The organism is Streptomyces cacaoi, from assembly GCF_006539165.1.
GTDB lineage: Bacteria > Actinomycetota > Actinomycetes > Streptomycetales > Streptomycetaceae > Streptomyces > Streptomyces cacaoi.
The window spans coordinates 77,627-96,503 of the sequence record NZ_BJMM01000010.1 but is presented as its reverse complement, the minus strand read 5'-3'; the positions used below and the strand labels follow the sequence as shown (position 1 = coordinate 96,503).

Below are 18,877 nucleotides of genomic sequence, written 5' to 3'. Positions count from 1 at the left end.
CCTCGCTCCCGCCCTCCGGCGGGCCCCGATGCCCCCGCCGCCGCCCGCCGCGCCGGGCGGCTGCCGATCGTAACGGAACGGTCCGCCGGTCCCACGCCCGGCGCCCACCCGTCCCGCCCACCCGTCCCGCGCGGCCGGGCGGAGTCCGCCGGCGGAGGTTAGGCTCGCCTTTGTGAGCACCTGCGCAGCGGTCTCCCGCACCCTCGACGAACCTCTCGCGGGCACGGCGGCCACGGCCCGCACCTGGCTGCTGGTCGAACAGCCCGGCCCCTGGGGGAAGCAGGCCCTGACCCAGAGCCGCCTGGACGCGGCCCTCGGCGCCGAGCTGGAGCGGTCCGCGAGCGCACACGGCGCCCGGGTCGCCCTCATCCGGCGCCCTGCCCGCGCGGACGGTGCGGACGGGCCGGCCGCCACCCCGGGCGCACCCCGGCGTGTGTTCCTCGCCCGCACGCTCCCCGGAAACGCCTGGATCCGCACCGCGTTGCTGGCCGAGGACGCCCTCGGCACCCTGCGCGACCTGGACTTCGCCGCCCTCGACGGCGACCGCGGCCCGGCCGCGCTGCCCGCCGGCTGGGTGCCGTACACCGGCGATCCCCTGGCCCTCGTGTGCACCAACGGACGGCGCGACCGCTGCTGCGCCGTCCTCGGCCGTCCCCTCGCCGCCCGTCTCGCGGCAATGGGCGGCGCCGACGTCTGGGAGATCACCCATATCGGCGGCCACCGCTTCGCGCCCACCCTGCTGACGCTGCCCGGCGGTTACGCCTACGGCCGCCTCGACGCCGTACGGGCAGCCGATGTCCTGGACGCCGTCCGCGCGGGCCGGGTACCGACCGAGGGCTGCCGGGGCCGCTCCACCTGGGACGCCCCCGGCCAGCGCGCCGAACTCGCCGTACGGGAACACACGGGCGAGCCGGAGGCGGACGCCCTCACCGTCGAAACCGTCCTCCCCGCCGAAGCGGACCGAACCGAGGGCACCGCCCGGACCGACGGAACGGCCCCGGCCGAGGGAGCGGCCCGGGTCGGCGGCACGACGCGGGCTGCCGAAGCCGTCCGGGCCGACCCGCCGCGCCCGCGGCGCTGGTCGGTGACCGTCGCCCACCGGGACGGCCGCCGCTGGCACCTCACCCTGTCCGAACAGACGGCCGGCGCACCCCGCCCGGCCAGCTGCGGCGCGGAGCCGGGCCCGGCCGGATCCCTGACCGTCGAGCGGATCGTCTCTGCCGCGCACCAAGTCCCGGCGGCGGCCGGCACCCCGGCGTCCCCGTCCGTGACACACCCGTGACGGGCCGGAGGCCCGCCGCACGCCGCCGTCGCCGGCTGCTCCCCTCCGGCTGGCGCCGACGTGCCGCCTCACAGGTGCTGTTGATGCAGCTCGCGGTGGTGGCCGGGGTGACCGCGGTGACGACCGGGCTGTTCCTCCAGCCGCTCAGCGACCAGCTCGACGACGAGGCCATGCGCCGCGCGCTGTCCATCGCCCAGACGACCGCCGCCGAGCCCGGGCTGGACGATCTGATCGTCGAGGAGCCCGGCCCCTCCCGGCACGGCCCCGTCCAGCGCGTGGCCGAACGGGTGCGCCGCGCCACCGGCGCCGCCTACGTCGTCGTCATGGACCGGCGCGGTGTCCGTTGGTCGCACGCCGAGCCGTCCCGTATCGGCCGGCACGTCTCCACCGACCCCGGCCGCGCGCTCGCCGGGCACGAGGTGCGCCATATCGACGAGGGCACGCTCGGCCGCTCGGCGCGCGGCAAGGTACCGCTGCGTGACGGCCGGGGCGAGGTCGTGGGCGCCGTCTCGGTGGGCATCGCCTACGACAGCGTGCGCGCCCGGTTCCTGCGCGAGGTGCCGGGGCTGCTCGCCTCGGCGGGAGGCGCGCTCGGGCTGGGCGCGCTGGCCGCGCTGCTGGTCTTCCGACGGGTGCGCAAGCGCACGCGTGATCTGGCGTTCTCCGACATCGCCGGGCTGCTGGCCGAGCGCGAGGCGGTGCTCCACGGGATCCGCGAGGGCGTCGTGGCGCTCGACGCACACGGCCGGATCCGGCTCGTCAACGACGAGGCACAGCGGCTGCTCGGCCTGCGTACCGGACACATCGGCCGCTCCCCCGAGGAGGCGCTCGGCCCCGGCCGCACGGCCCGGCTGCTGGCCGGCGGCGTCTCCGGCACCGATGTGCTGACGGTCAGCGGCGGACGCGTGCTCGTGGCCAACCGGATGCCGACGCACGACGGCGGAGCGGTGGTCACCCTGCGCGACCGGACCGAGCTGGAGCAGCTCGGGCGTGAACTCGACGGTTCGCAGGGCCTGATCGACGCCCTGCGCGCCCAGGACCACGAGCACGCGAACCGTATGCACCTGCTGCTCGGCCTGCTCCAGCTGGAGATGTACGACGACGCCGTCTCCTATCTGAGCGAGGCGGTCGGCACCCGCCGCGCGACCGCCGAACAGATCTCCGAGCGGGTGCACGATCCCCGGCTGGCCGCGCTCCTGGTGGGCAAGGCGACCGTCGCGGCCGAGCGCGGCGCGGCACTGCGGATCAGCGAGGGCACACTCCTGCCGGACCGCGTCGTGGACCCCGCCGAACTGGCCACGGTGCTGGGCAACCTCGTCGACAACGCGCTGGACGCGACGGCCGGTTCCCCCGGCGCCCAGGTGACGGTGGCCCTGACCGCGTACGGGCACGTGGCCGGCGACGGGAACGGGCCCGAGCACGGGAACGGGCACAGCCGCGGGGCCGGGAACGGTCCCGGGAACGCACACGGGGGCGGGGACGGGGGCGCACCGGCGTCCGCGCAGGCGCCCGGGGGTGCGCCCGACGGAGCGTCCGAGGAGCCCGCCGGTGTCCTGCTCCGGGTGAGCGACAACGGCCCCGGCATCGCCCCGGAGAGCCGGGAGACGGTCTTCACGGAGGGCTGGTCCACCAAGGAGGCGCCGGCGCACCGCCGGCGCGGCCTGGGGCTGGCCCTCGTGCGCCGGCTCGCGGAACGCCACGGCGGAAGCGTCCAGGTGGGCGAATCCCCCGACGGCGGCGCCGAGTTCACCGTCCGCCTTCCCCAGGCGCTGCACCCGCCGCACGTCCCGCGGCAGCGCCCCGCGCGGGACGACGCCCCCGGCGCCCACGGCGTCGGACGGCCCCCGCGCTGACGGTCAGGCGGCCCCGGCGCCCGTGAGCGCCCGCACCTCCGTCTCCGCGTGCCGCGCGGCGTCGGGGCGTTCCCGGGAGGTGACGGTGCCGAGCCACCCGGCGACGAACCCGAGCGGGACCGACACCAGCCCGGGGTTCTCCAGCGGGAAGACGGCGAAGTCCAGGCCGGGGAAGAGGGCGTGGGCGCTCCCCGAGACGACCGGCGAGAGCACCACCAGCGCCAGCGCCGGGACCAGCCCGCCGTACACGGCCCAGGTGGCGCCCCGTGTGGTGAAGCGCCGCCAGAACAGGGTGTAGAGCAGCACGGGCAGATTGGCCGAGGCGGCGACCGCGAAGGCCAGCCCCACCAGGAACGCCACGTTCAACTGGGCGGCGAGCAGGCTCAGTCCGACCGCGACCGCGCCGACCACGGCTGCCGCCGCACGCGCCACCGCGATCTCACCGCGGTCGGTCCGCGGGCGCCTGCTGCGCAGCGAGGCGTACAGATCGTGCGCCACGGCGGCCGAGGCGGCCAGGGTGACCCCCGCGACGACGGCGAGGATCGTCGCACCGGCCACGGCCGCCGTCAGCGCGGCCAGCACGGCACCCGCCCGCGCCCCCGCTCCCCCGCCGAGTTCGGCCGCCAGCAGCGGAACGGCGTTGTTCCCCGCGGAGTCGGACAGCAGCACTTCCTCGGGCCCCACCAGAGCCGCAGCTCCGGTACCGAGGACGATCGTCATCAGATAGAAGCCACCGATCAGCCCGATCGCCCAGACGACCGAGCGGCGGGCGGCCCGCGCCGTCGGCACGGTGTAGAACCGCGCCAGGATGTGCGGCAGCCCCGCGGTGCCCAGGACGAGCGCGACTCCGAGGCTGACGAAGTCGAGCCGCGCGGTCCAGCCGCCGCCGTACAGCAGCCCCGGCGCGAGGAACTCCCGACCGTGCCCGCTGCGTTCGGCCGCCGCCGACAGCAGCCCCGGCAGATCGCCGCCGAACCGCACCAGCACCAGCGCGGTGAGCGCGACGGCCCCGCCGAGCAGCAGAACGGCCTTGACGATCTGGATCCAGGTCGTCGCCCGCATACCGCCGCAGCACACATAGACGATCATCAAGGCGCCCACCACGAGCACCGTCACGGTGTGTGCGAGCCCGTCCCGGGTCCCGAGCAGCAGCGCGACGAGGCTGCCGGCGCCGACCATCTGGGCGACCAGGTACAGCACCGAGACGGTGACCGAGGAGGTGCCCAGCGCCCGGCGCACCGGCCGCTCCCGCATCCGGGCCGCCACGACATCGGCCAGTGTGAACCGCCCGCAGTTGCGCACCAGTTCGGCCACGAGCAGCAGCACCACGAGCCACGCCACCAGGAACCCGATCGAGTACAGCATCCCGTCGTACCCGTACAGCGCGATCAGCCCGCTGATGCCGAGGAACGAGGCGGCCGACATGTAGTCACCGGCGATGGCGAAACCGTTCTCCAGCGGGGAGAACAGCCGGCCGCCCGCGAAGAACTCCTCGGCCGAGCCCCGCCGTCCGCGCCCCGCCCAGCTGGTGATGGCCAGGGTGGCCACGACGACGGCGCAGAACAGCAGCACCGTCAGCATCCGATGACCGTCGCTCACCGCGGCCCCTCCCCCCGGGCCGCACCGGCTGTGCCGTCCGCGGGGACGTCCGCGTGCCGGGCCGCCACGCGGGTCATGTCCTGTGTCTCCCAGCGCAGTTCGAGCGCGGGGCCGTCCCTGCGCAGCCGTGCGTGCCGGGCATAGGCCCAGGTGAGCAGGAAGACGGTGGCGAACTGGGCGAGCCCGGCGACCATCCCGACGTTGAGCACGCCCGCGACCTCGCGCGCCATCAGCCCCGGCGCACCGGTGGCCAGCACCAGATAGCCGAGGTACCAGAGGAGGAACGCCGCGGCCGCCGGCAGCACGAACGCCCGGTGGCGCCGCCGCACCCGTTGGAAGGCCGCGCTGCGCTGCACGGTCAGATAGATGTCGGCACACCCGGCAGGGGATGCGGAAGAGACAGCCGGGACGGACCCAGGCGGGACGGGCGGGACGGAAGCGACGGCCGGAGCAGCGGTCGCCGCGCGGTGTCCGCCCTCCTCCGCCGGGAGGGCTTCCGTGGGGAGGGCCCGCGCCGGAAGGGCTTCCGTGGGGAGGGCCCGCGCCGGAAGGGCGGCGGACCAGGGATCGTCGTTGCGCATGCCCCAGCATGGGCAGAAGCGCAAGATCACCTCGGGTCGAGCCGCCCCCTTCACACCTTCAGGTGAAACGCCCGGAAAGCGGCGGGGCCCCGGCGCGGGCGTGCCGCGGCACGCCCGCGCCCCGGGCTCACACGTCGATGCGCGAGCGGTCCAGCGTGGCAGCCGAGGAGCTGATGAACTCCCTGCGCGGCGCGACCTCGCTGCCCATCAGCAGGTCGAAGGCCTGCTCGGCGGCCTCCAGATCGCTGATGTTGATCCGGCGCAGGGTCCGGTGCCGCGGGTCCATGGTGGTCTCCGCGAGCTGATCGGCGTCCATCTCGCCCAGGCCCTTGTAGCGCTGGATCGAATCCTTGTACCGCACCTTTGTGCGCTCCAACTCCAGCAGCGTCTGCCGCAGTTCGTTGTCGGAGTAGGTGTACAGGTACTTGTCCTGCCCCTTCTTGGGGTTGACCAGCTCGATCCGGTGCAGCGGCGGCACCGCCGAGAACACCCGCCCCTGCTCGACCATGGGCCGCATGTAGCGCTGGAAGAGCGTGAGCAGCAGACACCGGATGTGCGCGCCGTCCACATCCGCGTCGGCGAGGAAGATGACCTTGCCGTACCGCGCCTGGTCGATGTCGAAGGTCCGCCCGGACCCGGCTCCTATGACCTGGATGATCGCCCCGCACTCGGCGTTCTTGAGCATGTCGGAGACGGACGACTTCTGCACGTTGAGGATCTTGCCGCGGATCGGCAGCAACGCCTGGAACTCGGAGTTCCGCGCGACCTTCGCCGTACCCAGCGCCGAGTCGCCCTCGACGATGAACAGTTCGTTGCGCTCGATGTCGTCGGCCCGGCAGTCCGCCAGCTTCGCCGGGAGCGACGAGGACTCCAGCGCGGTCTTCCGGCGCTGCGCCTCCTTGTGCTGCCGCGCCGCGATCCTCGTACGCGCGGCGGCGACGACCTTCTCCAGCACGGCACGCGCCTGCGCCTTGGCGTCCCGCTTGGTCGAGGTCAAGAACGCCTTCAGCTCCTTGGCGACGACCTGCGCCACGACCCGGGACGCCGCCGAGGTGCCGAGCACCTCCTTGGTCTGCCCCTCGAACTGCGGCTCGGCCAGCCGCACCGTCACCACGGCGGTGAGCCCCTCCATGGCGTCGTCCTTGACGACGTCGTCGTCGGCGACCCGCAGCAGCTTCGTCGTCCGCAGCGCCTCGTTGACGGTCCGGGTCAACGACCGCTCGAATCCCGCCACATGGGTACCGCCCTTGGGCGTGGCGATGATGTTCACGAACGACCGGATCGTCGTGTCGTACCCGGTCCCCCAGCGCAGCGCGATGTCCACCCCGAGATCCCGCTGGACCTCCGTGGGGATCATGTGCCCGCGGTCGTCGAGCACCGGGACGGTCTCCTTGAAGGTGCCCTGCCCCTGGAGGCGGACGACGTCGCAGACGGCCTTGTCGGGAGCCAGGTACTCGCAGAACTCGCTGACCCCGCCGTCGTAGTGGAACGTCTCCTCGGAGACCTCCGCCCCGTCGGTCCCGCGCTCGTCCCGCACCACGAGCGTGAGCCCGGGCACCAGGAAGGCGGTCTGCCGGGCACGCGCGTACAGGGTCTCCAGGGAGAGCTTCGCGTCCTTCAGGAAGATCTGCCGGTCCGCCCAGTACCGCACCCGCGTCCCGGTGCGCGTCTTGGGGATCTTCTTGCCCTTGAGCAGGCCGGTGGCTGGATCGAACGGGGCGTCGGGCCCGGACTCGGTGAAGATCCCGGGGACACCGCGCCGGAAGCTGATGCTGTGCGTCCGGCTCCCCTTGTCCACCTCCACGTCCAGCCGGGAGGAGAGCGCGTTGACGACGGAGGCGCCCACCCCGTGCAGACCGCCCGAGGCCGCGTACGAGCCACCACCGAACTTGCCGCCCGCGTGCAGCTTGGTCATCACGACCTCGACGCCGGTGAGCCCGGTCTTCGGCTCGACGTCGACGGGGATGCCCCGCCCGTTGTCCTTGACCTCGACCGATCCGTCCTCGTGCAGGACGACCTCGATCCGGTCGCAGTACCCGCCGAGCGCCTCGTCGACGGAGTTGTCGATGATCTCCCACAGGCAGTGCATCAGTCCCCGGCTGTCCGTGGAGCCGATGTACATGCCGGGTCGCTTGCGGACCGCCTCCAGACCTTCCAGGACGAGCAGGTGCCGCGCGGTGTAATTGGAGCCGGCGTCACGGTCTGCCCCGGTCAGCACGGCGGTGGACGGCACGGACATCTCGGCGGTCACGCGGTTCGCTCCTCGCTGAATTCTGCTGGGGACGGCTGGGTTGCCGCGTCAGAGGGTACCGAGGCCCAGGACAGGACGTGTCCTGTGACCCGGAACAAAGCCCAGGGAGGCCGCCATCCTAAGCCATTTTCGATAGCGCGTTCGATACCATGGGCGGGGTGACACACACGTCACGTTCCCATCCAGGCATGAACCATTTAGGCTCCGGGCACGTCCTCCATCACAGAGGCACAACAGCCCGGAGGCACACAACCACAGACCGGCACCGAAGGGCGCCGCACAAAGCGCCCGCCACCATCGATACCGTCACGCAAGCAACAACAGACTGAAAGTTCCATCCCTGCGATACGGCCCATTCGCCGCCACCCGGCAGCATCCGGCCCACTCGGCCAGAAAAAATCCGGGAATGAAGGCCAGAGCGGGAACGTTTTCGGCCTGGTTGGATGTTGACCCTGGTACGACAGCTCGTCGAGCTAGAGAAGAGGCGACGTGAGTACAGTTCTGACCCCCGCGACCCCGCTGACGGCCGCCGACCGCTGCGACCGCTGCAACGCACAGGCGTACCTCCGCGTGGTCCTCACGAGCGGCGGAGAGCTGCTGTTCTGCGCCCACCACGGCCGTAAGTTCGAGCCGGAGCTCAAGAAGATCGCCGCGGAGATACAGGACGAGACGGAGAAGCTCACCGCGACCCCCGCCAGCGCGGGCGAAGACGAACGGTGAGCCGCTGACCTGACCCGACGCCGACCGCGTCCACATCCGACGAGCTCGCTCCGGCACCGACCGGAACACGGCGGGCGTCCCCCGGAATCCCGGAGGACGCCCGCCCTCGTCGTATCGGGGCTCCACACACCGGGGCTCCGCCCGCGCGGTCGGCGCCGCACGAACGGAGCCCTGTCGCCCCGGCCGGACCGCTCAGGCCCGCGGGGTACCGATCACCGACTGCACGGCCGAGATCCGTGTGTAGACCCCGGGCCGGCCCCGCTCACCGCAGCCGACACCCCAGGAGACGAGCCCCACGAGCTTCCCCCGGGCGACCAGCGGCCCGCCGCTGTCCCCCTGACAGGCGTCCCGCCCGCCGGCCTCCAGCCCCGCGCACACCATCGTCGCGGCGTCGTACTTGCCGTTCGACGTACCGGGGTAGGCCCGCTCGCACGACGAGTCGGCCATGATGCCGACCCGCGCCGCCCGCAGCGTGTTCGAGTAGTTGCCGCGCCCCGTCGTGTCGCCCCAGCCGTACACCGTGGCCGGTGTGCCCGACCGGTACGCCGGGTCCCCCTTGCCCGCCATCGGGACGACCGAGGAGGACGGCAGCGACTCGGCCAGCCGCAGCACGGCGACATCGCCCTTGTTGGTGCGCGCGTCGAAGTCCGGGTTCACCTTCACCGAACGGACCGCGACCTCCTTGCCCGCGTTCCCGGTCAGATCCCCACGCCCGGTGATGATGCGCAGGTCACGCACCTGCCCGACGTCCACTCCCAGCACTTCCCTGGTGAGGCAGTGGGCCGCCGTCACGGCCGTGCGCGGCCCCACCACCGCGCCTCCGCAGAACTGACCGGAGCGCTCCGAGCCGAACCGGGCCCGGCTGGAGAGCGCCACCGCCCACGGGTGGTCGCCGGCGTTCACCGCATACCCCCCGATGACGGCCCGGTCCGGGTCCCGTTCCTGCGCGGCGGCCCCCTGCACAGGCGGCGCGAGCAGTGCCCCCACCAAGGCCGTCACAAGGGCGGCCAGCATGGCCGCCCACCTCTCCGGAACGCGGACGGCGCTTGTTCGCTCACAGCGCATCAGTCGCATGGGACCGACCTCCTGACCGTACGGGTCTGTGTGACTACCCAGGGTGTTCCTCTTGAGCGCCGACCGCATCCCGGGCAACCGAAGCACCCCCGGCGCACGCGCGGGGCTTGCGCGGGCGCTCGTACAGGCGCACGAAAGGGCCGGTGACCCGATCAGGTCACCGGCCCTTTCGCCGGCCCGAATATCCCGGGCCGGAGGATGACGCCGCAGCTCAGTCCAGGTAGTCCCGCAGCACCTGCGAACGGGACGGGTGCCGCAGCTTCGACATCGTCTTCGACTCGATCTGCCGGATGCGCTCGCGCGTCACGCCGTAGACCTTGCCGATCTCGTCCAGCGTCTTCGGCTGGCCGTCGGTGAGGCCGAAGCGCATCGAGACGACGCCTGCCTCGCGCTCGCTGAGGGTGTCGAGAACGGAGTGCAGCTGCTCCTGCAGCAGCGTGAAACTGACCGCGTCCGCCGGGACGACGGCCTCCGAGTCCTCGATGAGGTCACCGAACTCGCTGTCGCCGTCCTCACCCAGCGGAGTGTGCAGGGAGATCGGCTCACGGCCGTACTTCTGGACCTCGACGACCTTCTCCGGCGTCATGTCCAGCTCCTTGGCCAGCTCCTCCGGGGTGGGCTCACGGCCCAGGTCCTGGAGCATCTGACGCTGCACACGCGCGAGCTTGTTGATGACCTCGACCATGTGCACAGGGATACGGATCGTGCGCGCCTGGTCGGCCATGGCCCGGGTGATCGCCTGGCGGATCCACCACGTCGCGTACGTCGAGAACTTGTAGCCCTTGGTGTAGTCGAACTTCTCGACCGCACGGATCAGACCGAGGTTGCCCTCCTGGATCAGGTCCAGGAAGAGCATGCCGCGCCCGGTGTAGCGCTTGGCCAGCGAGACGACCAGACGGAGGTTGGCCTCCAGCAGGTGGTTCTTCGCCCGCCGGCCGTCCTCGGCGATGATCTCCAGCTCCCGCTGGAGCTTCGGCGCGAGCTTGTCGGCCGCGGCCAGCTTGTCCTCGGCGAACAGGCCCGCCTCGATGCGCTTGGCCAGCTCCACCTCCTGCTCGGCGTTGAGCAGCGGAACCTTGCCGATCTGCTTGAGGTAGTCCTTGACCGGGTCGGCGGTCGCACCCGCCGCCGCCACCTGCTGCGCCGGGGCGTCGTCCTCGTCGTCGTCCGAGAGGACGAAGCCCTCGTTCTCGTTCTTCAGCTCGGCCGTGGGGCCGTCCTCGGGGCCGGGCTTGGGCGAGGGCTTGGCGGGAAGCTCCTCCACCAGCTCGTCCTCGGCCTCCAGCAGCTCGTCGACGACCGACTTCTTGGCCGCCGTCTTCTTCGGGGCCGCCGCCGTCGTCTTCTTGGCCGGGGCCGCCTTCTTCGCGGCGACCTTCTTGGCCGCCGCCTTCTTCGCGGGCTTCGGCTCCTCGGCCCCGTTCGCCGGGGCGGCACCGGCGACAGGTGCGTCGACGCCGGTCCGCGGAGCCGCAGCCGTGGCGGCGCTCGCCGGAGCGGCCTTCTTGGTGGTGGACTTGGCGGCAACCGACTTGGCTGCCGTGCGCTTTGCCGGAGACGCCGAGGACCTCGCCGCGACGCTCTTTCGGGTGCGCTTGGGCGCCTCTGCGGCACTCACCATCAGCGTCACACCCTCCTCGTCGAGGATCTGGTTGAGGCTGCGCAGGACGTTCTTCCACTGGGTTGGCGGAATCTGGTCAGCCTCGAAGGCCCGACGTACGTCGTCGCCGGCGATCTGCCCTTCAGCCTTTCCCCGCTCGATGAGCGCCATCACGGACTCGGACTCGGCGATCTCCGCAGGGAGAGTACGGGATGTGCTGGCCGACACGAACAACCTCTCGGAACGATGGAAACGGCGGACCGCCGGCGGGGATGAACCGACGGCGCGGGCGGAGCTGTGGAGAAAAAGACGGTGTGGGGAAAAGCCCCGAACGGAGCGCCCGTATTCCCTCCTCGGCTGTCACCTCTTGAGTCATCGCGCTGCACCGGGAAGCGTTACGCCCAATTCACGTGGCGCGGATCACACTCCGTACCGGCTGAAAGCCGTCACACCCAGACATAAGCCCTCCCCCGCGGGCGTGACCGCCCCCGCGGAGGCAGTCACAGGGCACGAAGATGCCGCCGGAAGCGGGAAACGAACGGGCTGCGCACATCCGTCCCGGCGCGAGGAGACCCGGACGCGAGGGGGGGAGAGGCGTCGGACGGGCCGGGGAATCCCACCGGGGGGAGCGGGATCGGCGGCTCCGGCGGCGTACGGAGAACGCGTACGGAGCGTGTGCGGCGCGAGGGGCGGCCCCTTGCACGAGGGCCGGGCGACCGGCGCCCTTCGTCGGGGCCGGGCCGGTGAAGACCTCGGGAGAGCGGCACGGGCCGCGCTGCGCAACCCGTGCCGGTGCTCTCCTGCGTCTCCTGCGCGACTGCGTCAGTGCTCGCGCGGCGGCGGCACCACGTGGTCGCCGCCCCCGGCGGCGCCGGCCGCTCCCGGAGCTGCCGGCTGCGCCGCCTGCGGCCCGGCGACAGGACCGGCCGCCGCTCCCCCGGCCGCCTGGGCGGTCGGCGCGGGCTGCCCCGCGGCGCCCTGCGCCGCGGTGACCGCCTCGGTGGACGACGTGCCCAGCAGCTGCCGCATCGCCGCCTCGGCGACGGCGGCCTCACCGGCGGCCACGGCCTCGACGACCCGCCGGTGGTGGTCGACACCGGCCTCGGTCGGGTGTTCACAGCCGCTGGCCGGGCCCCCGGACACCTGGAGTGCCGACGAGACGATGCCCGAGAGGTGTTCGAGCATGCGGTTCCCCGCGGCCTGGAGGATCAGCCCGTGGAACTCGGCGTCCGCCCGGGAGAAGGTCAGGGTGTCGCCCTGGGCCAGCGCGTGGCCCATGATCTCGACCATGTCGGCGAGACGCTGCTGCACATCGTCGCGGCTCTGCGCGGCCGCGAGACGGGCGGCCAACGGCTCGATCGTCCAGCGGAGTTCGCACAGTTCGCGCCGCTGCCCCTCGCGCTGGGGACCGAACGCCCGCCACTCGATGATGTCGGGATCCAGCAGGTTCCAGTCGCTGACCGGACGCACACGGGTCCCGACGTTGGGACGCGCGCTGACGAGTCCCTTGGCTTCCAGGACACGGAGGGATTCGCGCACGACCGTACGCGACACCTCGAAGCGCTGGCCGATCTCCTCCGGGACCAGCGGACGGTCGGCGCCCAGGTCGCCGGAGACGATCATCTGACCGAGCTGCTGCACAAGTTGACCGTGCAGACCGCGTCCGCGGCTGCCGGTCGCACGACGACCCACACGATTCATTTCGGCCTCGGAACCCTCCCATGCAGGGGCGTTGGTGGTGGTGCGCGCCGTTCCCGAGGACTCGGCGTACGCGTAACGGTCCAGCTCGCCCGGGCCGACGAGGCCGGTGTCGACGGGACGAGCCGCGGTCATCATGGAGTGCGCAAGGGTAGTCACGACCACTTGTGTCGGCGGGGCCCGAGACCGCCTTGAGGGCTTTGGTGAAAAGCACACGAAAGGGTGATCGCTGACTTCCGCATAATTGACGCCTTATCGGAAGGACGCACCCGAGGCAGCATCACCGCAGGTCACGTCCCCTTTACGAGTGTCGCGCCGGGCCCCGCGGCAACGGTCCGCCGCCCTCGGAGTCCGGGCGCCGCACCGGCACGGCCGGACCGGGTGCCGGCACCGATCCCTGCACCATGGTCGGACAAGTATGTCCGCAGCCGTCAGCTTGGGAGTCCGGCACCGGGAGCACCGCTCGCGGGCGCGCGGGAACCCCGGCGCGACCGCGGGGTGTTCACCGGTGCGGCGCCGCTCGATGTCCCCGTAGCGGCGATTACCGCGGGCGGCTGCGCAGCGACGTGAACGCGTAGACGCAGAACAGCACCGTGAGCGACAACGCCAGTGCCCGGCCCAGGGGTTGGGAGGTGAGCCGCATCGCGATCGCCACCCACTGCTCGGCACCGGACGGCCAGGGGAAGAGCAGCACAGTGCGCAAGCGCGCGGGGAACCCGTCCAGCGACTGCGCCACGGGACCGGTGGACAGCATCTTGGCCAACGGCGCGACGAGCAGCGGCGCACCCAGCGCGGCCACGACCCCGACGAACGTCGAGCGGAAGACCCCCGCCGCCAGCAGGCCCGCCCAGGCGCAGCCCACGCACAGCGCCAGCACGCTCAGCGCCTGCAACCCCGGTGAGAGGACGGCGGTGTCACCGGTCGGCACGGACAACTGCGTGAGCGAGGACAATCCGAACCCGTGTGCCGGGAGCCTGAAGGCACCGCTGTCCAGGCCGTACAACAGCGTCAGCACACCGACGTTGAGCATCGCGGTGACCAGGCAGAGCCCGATCGCCACCGCCCCGGAGACGAGCAGCTTCGCGGCCAGCAGACCGAGCCGCCGGGGCACCGGGGCCTGCGCCGGAGCAAGTGCCGGATAGCGGAACTCCTGACCGAAAGCGAGCGCGCCCAGCAGCCCTGCCGCGGGGGCGGCCGGCGGCAGCAGGAACGGCAGATCGGGCCAGCCGGTCAACAGCCGCAGCCCGAGCAGAAGCCCCTCCGAGTGCGACGCCGCACCCGTCGCTCCCTGGCGGGCCAGCACGACCGCCGTCATCAGGGAGGCGAGCACCGACGCCAGCGCGATCAACCACGGGGTACGGACACCGAACATGCGTCGCAGTTCGTACCGGACGGGAGCCGCCGGACCGGGCCGCCGCACGACGGGCAACTCCGGCGCCTCGGGCGCCCATCGGCCCGCCGCCCCGCTGCCGCTGCCCAGCTCGGCCGGCTCCGCGGAGTGGGATGTGACCGGCGGCGCGGAGACCACCGCCGGGCGCGGGGACCTGACCGCCACCGCGTCCGCGACCTGCACGAGGGATTTCGTCGTCCCCGGGGAGGGCTCGTGCGGCGGTTCCCCCGGCTCCCGTGCCGGATCGCCCTCCGCGGCCTCCGCATCGACGCACGCCTCGGGCCGTGCCTCGGCTTCCTCCGTGCTCTCCGCGCCATGCGAGGCCGTCGGCTCCGAGACGTGCGCGGAGGGGGCGGGCACGCTGGGCCCCTGCGCTGTGCTGCCCGAGTTCGCCGTCTCCACGGCGGCGTCCTCCGCTTCCGCGGCGGCACCACGGGCTTCCCCGCGCGCTCCGGCCCGGTCCCCCGCCCCGACGGTCTTCTGGGACTCGACGAGCACCGTCCCCGCCAATTCACGTGAGCCCACTTCAGGTTGGGGAGCGGCGTGCTGTACCTCGCCGTGTACCGGAGCTGCGCCGGGGAGAGCGTGCGCCTCCCGCTCCGATGCCGGTCCGCCCGCCAGGAGGTGGGTGGGGGCCGGTTCGACCGGGATTCTGCCGTCCGCCCGGAGCAAGGGGCCGCGGCGGGCTCGGTCACCGGTGTCTCCGATCTCCTCCGCGAGCTGGTGGACGAGGATGCCGTGCCGATAGGCGGTCTCTCCCACCGCGGCACAGTTGCTTCCGTACACCTCGACCCGGCTGCCCCCTTCGCACACCACCTCGATCGCGCCCCCACCGCCCCGGGACCGCGCCGCACTCCGTGCTTCCTGCGAGAGGACGGCGGCGAAGCGTTCGGCGTGGGGAGTGCGGATCGCCACCCGGGGGCGGAGCCTGGTGCGGCGGAAGTCCGAGGCCAGCTGGTCGGCCATCAGCCGTCCACGCTCCAGGGAGACGATCCGGTCACCGGTGCGGGCCGCCTCCTTCGGATCGCACGTGGTGGTGAGCACCTGGCCACCTTGGTGGACGAAGCCGCGCAGCAGCCCGTGCAGCCAACTGGCCTCCCGGGGCGAGAGATCCTTCGTCGGCTCGTCCAGGACGAGGGTGTGCGGATCTCCGAGCAGCGCCGCCGCCATCCCCAGACGCCGGTCCATACCGCGCGAGAAGTCCCCGAGCCGCTGGTCCGCGAGCCCGGTGAGACCCACCAGGTCGAGCACATCGTCGGCCCGGCCCTGCGGGGCGCCGACGACGGCGGCGAGCATCCGCAGATGCCCCCGCGCCGTCCGCCCGGGGTGCCCGGGGACATCGCCCAGCAGGACGCCGACCTCATGGGCGGGGTGCGGGATCCGGTGCAGCGGACGCCCTCGGAAGAGGGCGATGCCGCGGCCAGGAACGAGTTGCAGCATCAGCCGCAGCGCCTCGCTCTTCCCCGAACCGGCCGGCCCCAGCAGCACGGTGACCTCCCCGGGGCTCGCCTCGAAGGTGAGGTCGTCGACGCGCGGCGGACGCCTGCGCCGGGACATGCTGGTGAGCCCGATGGCCTGGATCATCGTTTCTCCCGCGGAATGCGTGGTGGACGCATCACTGCAAGATAACGTGGCAATTCCGACTTTCCGGGCAACTCACTCGACCGTCTCCCTCACACGGCACGGCCGCACGAGGGACCGTTCAGACCTCGGGGCGCAGCATCGGAGGGTTCAGCAGCGTCGCCCCTCCGGCCCGGAACAGCTGGGCCGGGCGCCCGCCCTGACGGGTCGTCGTACCACCGGTCGGCACGAGGAACCCGGGCGTACCGGTCACCTTCCTGTGGAAGTTCCGCGGATCCAGCGCGACTCCCCAGACCGCCTCGTACACCCGTCGGAGCTCCCCCACCGTGAACTCCGGCGGGCAGAAGGCGGTGGCGAGCGAGGAGTATTCGATCTTCGAGCGGGCACGCTCCACGCCGTCGCGCAGGATCCGGTCGTGATCGAAGGCGAGCGGTGCCTGCTCCGCCTCCCTGCCGTCGGCGCCGTCAGAGCCGTCGAAGAGGGAATCGACCGGCGCCCAGCGCACACTTCGGGCGTCACCCCCCGGAGTCGGCGCCGGCAGATCAGGAGCGAGAACAAGATGAGCCACGCTGACCACCCGCATCCGCGGATCCCGCTGCGGCGCCCCATAGGTGGCCAGTTGTTCGAGGTGGGCCTCCGTGGGCTGACCCTCGGGGTGCTGCGAGCGCAGGCCCGTCTCCTCGGTGAGCTCGCGCGCGGCCGCCGTCTCCAGATCCTCCTCCGCCCGCACGAAACCGCCGGGCAGCGCCCATCGCCCCTGATAGGGCGGCTCTCCACGTCGCACGACCAGGGCACAGAGCGCGTGTTTGCGCACGGTGAGCACCACGAGATCGACGGTGACGGCGAAGGGTGGGAAGGCCGACGGGTCATAGGGCATGGCGTGATCATAGTCGTCTCCCTGACGATAAACAGGCGGTTCCCGACAGCTCCCGCACCTCCTTCGACGTGCGTACTTTCCACGCCTTCCTGCTGTGCTCCGCCCCGGCCCGGACACCGTCTCCCGCCGGGAGCGGGACCACTGCGGGCCGGCCCGTCAGCCCAGGCGCAGGCCGTTCGCCGCCTCCTCGACCACCCCCATCCCGAGCCGGCTGATCCGTACCGAGAACGGGTGCTCCGCCACCACCAGACCGCGCAGCCTCAGCTCTCCGAGGGGAGCGGTGCGCCACGGCCGCAGGTCGACCGTTCCACCCGGCACATCGGGCCGCACACCGGCTGATGCGAGGAGCAGGTGAACAGCCGCCGCTGCCGCGACGGCGGACGGCCGGCAAGCCGCAGGGTGCGGGACCGGCACCGAGCGTGGCGCCCTCCGCTCCCCCGCGTACATCTCCGGGAGCCGTCCCTCGAAAGCTCCGGACGCGTCCAGCACCTCCGCCAGCAGGCCACCGGCCTCCTCCTCGTATCCGTGCGCGGCCATGCCGACGATCGCCGTAGCCGTGTCCTCCAGCCGCACCGCTCCGTACCGATGGCCGAACGGGTTGTAGCCCGGGGCGCCTTCGGCGAGGGTCCGCAGCCCCCACCCCGAGTCCAGGCGCGGGGAGCGCAGCAGGCACACCAGACGTTCCTCACGCGCCTTCGTGAGGAGCCCGGGCGCCTGCTTGCCGCCCGCTGCCAAACCGGTGTCCAGCAGCTCGGCCAGCGAGGAGGTGAGCTGCTGCCCGTCCGGGGCGCCGGACGCGAGCGCCAAGGGGACGGGCCGGCCGCCGGCTTCGTCGTCCGTCCAGAAACGGTCGGCGAACCGGGACCTCAACTCCCCTGCCCACTCGCTCAGTTCCGCCGCCGCAGAGCTACCGTTCAGTTCCAGCAGTTCTGCCCCCAGCACCGCCGCCCGGTGGGCGGCGGCCTGCACCTCGCAGCGGTGGGGGGCGCCGGGGCCCGGGTCGGGGACGAAGCCCTCGTCCCCCGCGGCTTCGAGGATCCACCGCAGACACAGCTCGGCGGTCGGCAGCAGGGCCTCCGTCTCGCGCTCGGGCAGACCCCAGCGGCGGGCCTCCGCCAGGACGACGGGGAACAGCAGGGTCGCTTCGATCCCCGTGTCGCTGGGTGGCCGGTGCGGCCCGGTGGAGCGGAGCGTCCCGGGGATCACGCCCCGGTGCCGCCCGTCGGCGCGGCGGCGTGCCAAGGTGCGCAGGGTGCCCGCGGCGAGCCGGGTGCCGAGCGGGAGCAGCATGCGGGCCGCCCGCAGGGCCTCGGCCGGCGCAAGAGCGCACCGCCAGGGCACGCCCGCCGCCAGATACCGGTCAGCGGGGTTGTCCGCGTCCCGGAGCTGAAGTGCCGCCAAGTCCTCCAAGCTGGCGGTCAGGAGCGGGGCCGCGCGCCTGTCCTCACTTTCGGCACGGACCGCGCTCCAGTCGTCCACGGGCCTGCGGAGCCCACCGGCACCGCCCGCTGCCCATGGGCCCTCCCCCGCGGGGGTCTCGGCGCCGCGGTTGCCCGCACGGTCGAACCGGAGGCCGAGCGTCAACTCGCGTGCTTCTCCTGGGCGCAGCTCCCAGTCCCACTGGAGGATGCCCGTCGCGGCGAAGGCGGTGTCCGGCGGCGGCTGGGCCTCGACGGTGGCGCGCAGAGCACCACGGGTCCATCGCAGCCCGGCCCCGGCGACCGTCGCGGCAAGCGGCGGCCCCGCCGCCTGGACGGCGATGGCACCGAGATCGGCGAGATCCGTGCCGAGGTGCAGCTCCAGCGTCAGCCGGAGTGTCCGCTCGCAGGCGCTGCGGACGGTGATGCGCTCCTGGCACGCGGCGGAGCGGTGCCGTTCGACGATCACTTCCGGATCCGGACCTCCGCCGGGCAGCTCGGCCGCAGCGACGAAGCGCGCCAGCTCTGCCGAGGTCCGGTGCCCGAGGAGCGGAAGCGGCTCCCTGCCCGCCAGCAGCAGCTTGCAGCGGGCCAGCACCCGGACGTTGTCACGGTAGAAGCCCTCCATTCCCGCACCGCGCAACTGTCCGTCCTCCGGGGAGATCACGAACGCCGGGGCGGCCACACAGAGCAGGGAGCGGTGCGCGGAGGGTCGCTCCCGCGCCGGTGGGACCCGTGGGCTCGGACGTGGTGCGGGTGCACGCGCCGGGGCGGGCACGCGTGTGGCGTCCGGACCGGGTGTTCCCGGCTCCTCGGGCTGGGCGGCCGGGGGTCCCGTCTCGGGCAAGGGCATGAGCGCTCCTCCGCTTCTGCTGGGCCGGCCCACGGCCGGGGCCGGTACCGCCAGGCGAGGGCCGGGTGCCGGTCCCGGCGCGCCTGTCCACCACCGGTGT

12 protein-coding genes are annotated in these 18,877 nt (G+C 72.9%); 3 read left to right on the top strand and 9 right to left on the bottom strand.

All coding sequences use genetic code 11. The features are described from left to right. Positions 1-172 precede the first annotated feature (172 nt). Together SCA03_RS12465 and SCA03_RS12460 are read left to right on the top strand one after the other, a co-directional pair. Positions 173-1,282, top strand: coding sequence for a ferredoxin family protein (locus SCA03_RS12465; protein ID WP_141275372.1), 1,110 nt, complete (start codon positions 173-175; stop codon positions 1,280-1,282). A gap of 83 nt (positions 1,283-1,365) precedes the next feature. Continuing rightward, complete coding sequence (locus SCA03_RS12460; RefSeq protein ID WP_086813836.1) at positions 1,366-3,135, top strand: ATP-binding protein; 1,770 nt, start codon at positions 1,366-1,368, stop codon at positions 3,133-3,135. Between the two features lie 3 nt (positions 3,136-3,138). Here the strand turns inward: SCA03_RS12460 and SCA03_RS12455 are convergent, their stop codons facing one another. The 3 genes from SCA03_RS12455 to SCA03_RS12445 form a co-directional block, all read right to left on the bottom strand. Beyond that, complete coding sequence (locus tag SCA03_RS12455; RefSeq protein ID WP_212766718.1) at positions 3,139-4,716, bottom strand: monocarboxylic acid transporter; 1,578 nt, start codon at positions 4,714-4,716, stop codon at positions 3,139-3,141. A 14-nt stretch (positions 4,717-4,730) separates the two neighbouring features. Beyond that, positions 4,731-5,315 (bottom strand): DUF485 domain-containing protein, encoded by a 585-nt coding sequence (locus SCA03_RS37210; protein WP_086813838.1) that lies wholly within the window; start codon positions 5,313-5,315, stop codon positions 4,731-4,733. A gap of 127 nt (positions 5,316-5,442) precedes the next feature. Then, complete coding sequence (locus SCA03_RS12445) at positions 5,443-7,566, bottom strand: DNA gyrase/topoisomerase IV subunit B (RefSeq protein ID WP_030877086.1); 2,124 nt, start codon at positions 7,564-7,566, stop codon at positions 5,443-5,445. A gap of 489 nt (positions 7,567-8,055) precedes the next feature. Here SCA03_RS12445 and SCA03_RS12440 point away from each other — a divergent pair, with 489 nt between their 5' ends. Further along, complete coding sequence (locus tag SCA03_RS12440) at positions 8,056-8,286, top strand: DUF7455 domain-containing protein (RefSeq protein ID WP_030891618.1); 231 nt, start codon at positions 8,056-8,058, stop codon at positions 8,284-8,286. Between the two features lie 192 nt (positions 8,287-8,478). Here SCA03_RS12440 and SCA03_RS12435 read toward each other — a convergent pair whose 3' ends face one another. The 6 genes from SCA03_RS12435 to SCA03_RS12410 form a co-directional block, all read right to left on the bottom strand. Continuing rightward, positions 8,479-9,300: a S1 family peptidase gene (locus SCA03_RS12435; RefSeq protein ID WP_086813840.1), complete on the bottom strand. Its 822-nt coding sequence runs from the start codon at positions 9,298-9,300 to the stop codon at positions 8,479-8,481. Positions 9,301-9,571: 271 nt separating this feature from the next. After that, positions 9,572-11,188 carry an RNA polymerase sigma factor gene (locus SCA03_RS12430; protein WP_267883214.1) on the bottom strand — a complete coding sequence of 539 codons (1,617 nt, stop codon included), beginning with the start codon at positions 11,186-11,188 and terminating at the stop codon, positions 9,572-9,574. A gap of 594 nt (positions 11,189-11,782) precedes the next feature. Continuing rightward, positions 11,783-12,796, bottom strand: coding sequence for a FadR/GntR family transcriptional regulator (locus SCA03_RS12425; protein ID WP_037851133.1), 1,014 nt, complete (start codon positions 12,794-12,796; stop codon positions 11,783-11,785). A gap of 403 nt (positions 12,797-13,199) precedes the next feature. After that, the gene (locus SCA03_RS12420; RefSeq protein WP_086813842.1) at positions 13,200-15,632 is read right to left on the bottom strand and encodes an ABC transporter ATP-binding protein; all 2,433 of its coding nucleotides are present in this window, start codon (positions 15,630-15,632) and stop codon (positions 13,200-13,202) included. Between the two features lie 118 nt (positions 15,633-15,750). Continuing rightward, on the bottom strand, positions 15,751-16,506 hold the full coding sequence (locus SCA03_RS12415) for an NUDIX hydrolase (RefSeq protein WP_086813844.1): 756 nt from the start codon (positions 16,504-16,506) through the stop codon (positions 15,751-15,753). A 156-nt stretch (positions 16,507-16,662) separates the two neighbouring features. After that, positions 16,663-18,609 (bottom strand): glycogen debranching N-terminal domain-containing protein, encoded by a 1,947-nt coding sequence (locus SCA03_RS12410; RefSeq protein WP_230988616.1) that lies wholly within the window; start codon positions 18,607-18,609, stop codon positions 16,663-16,665. Positions 18,610-18,877 lie beyond the last annotated feature (268 nt).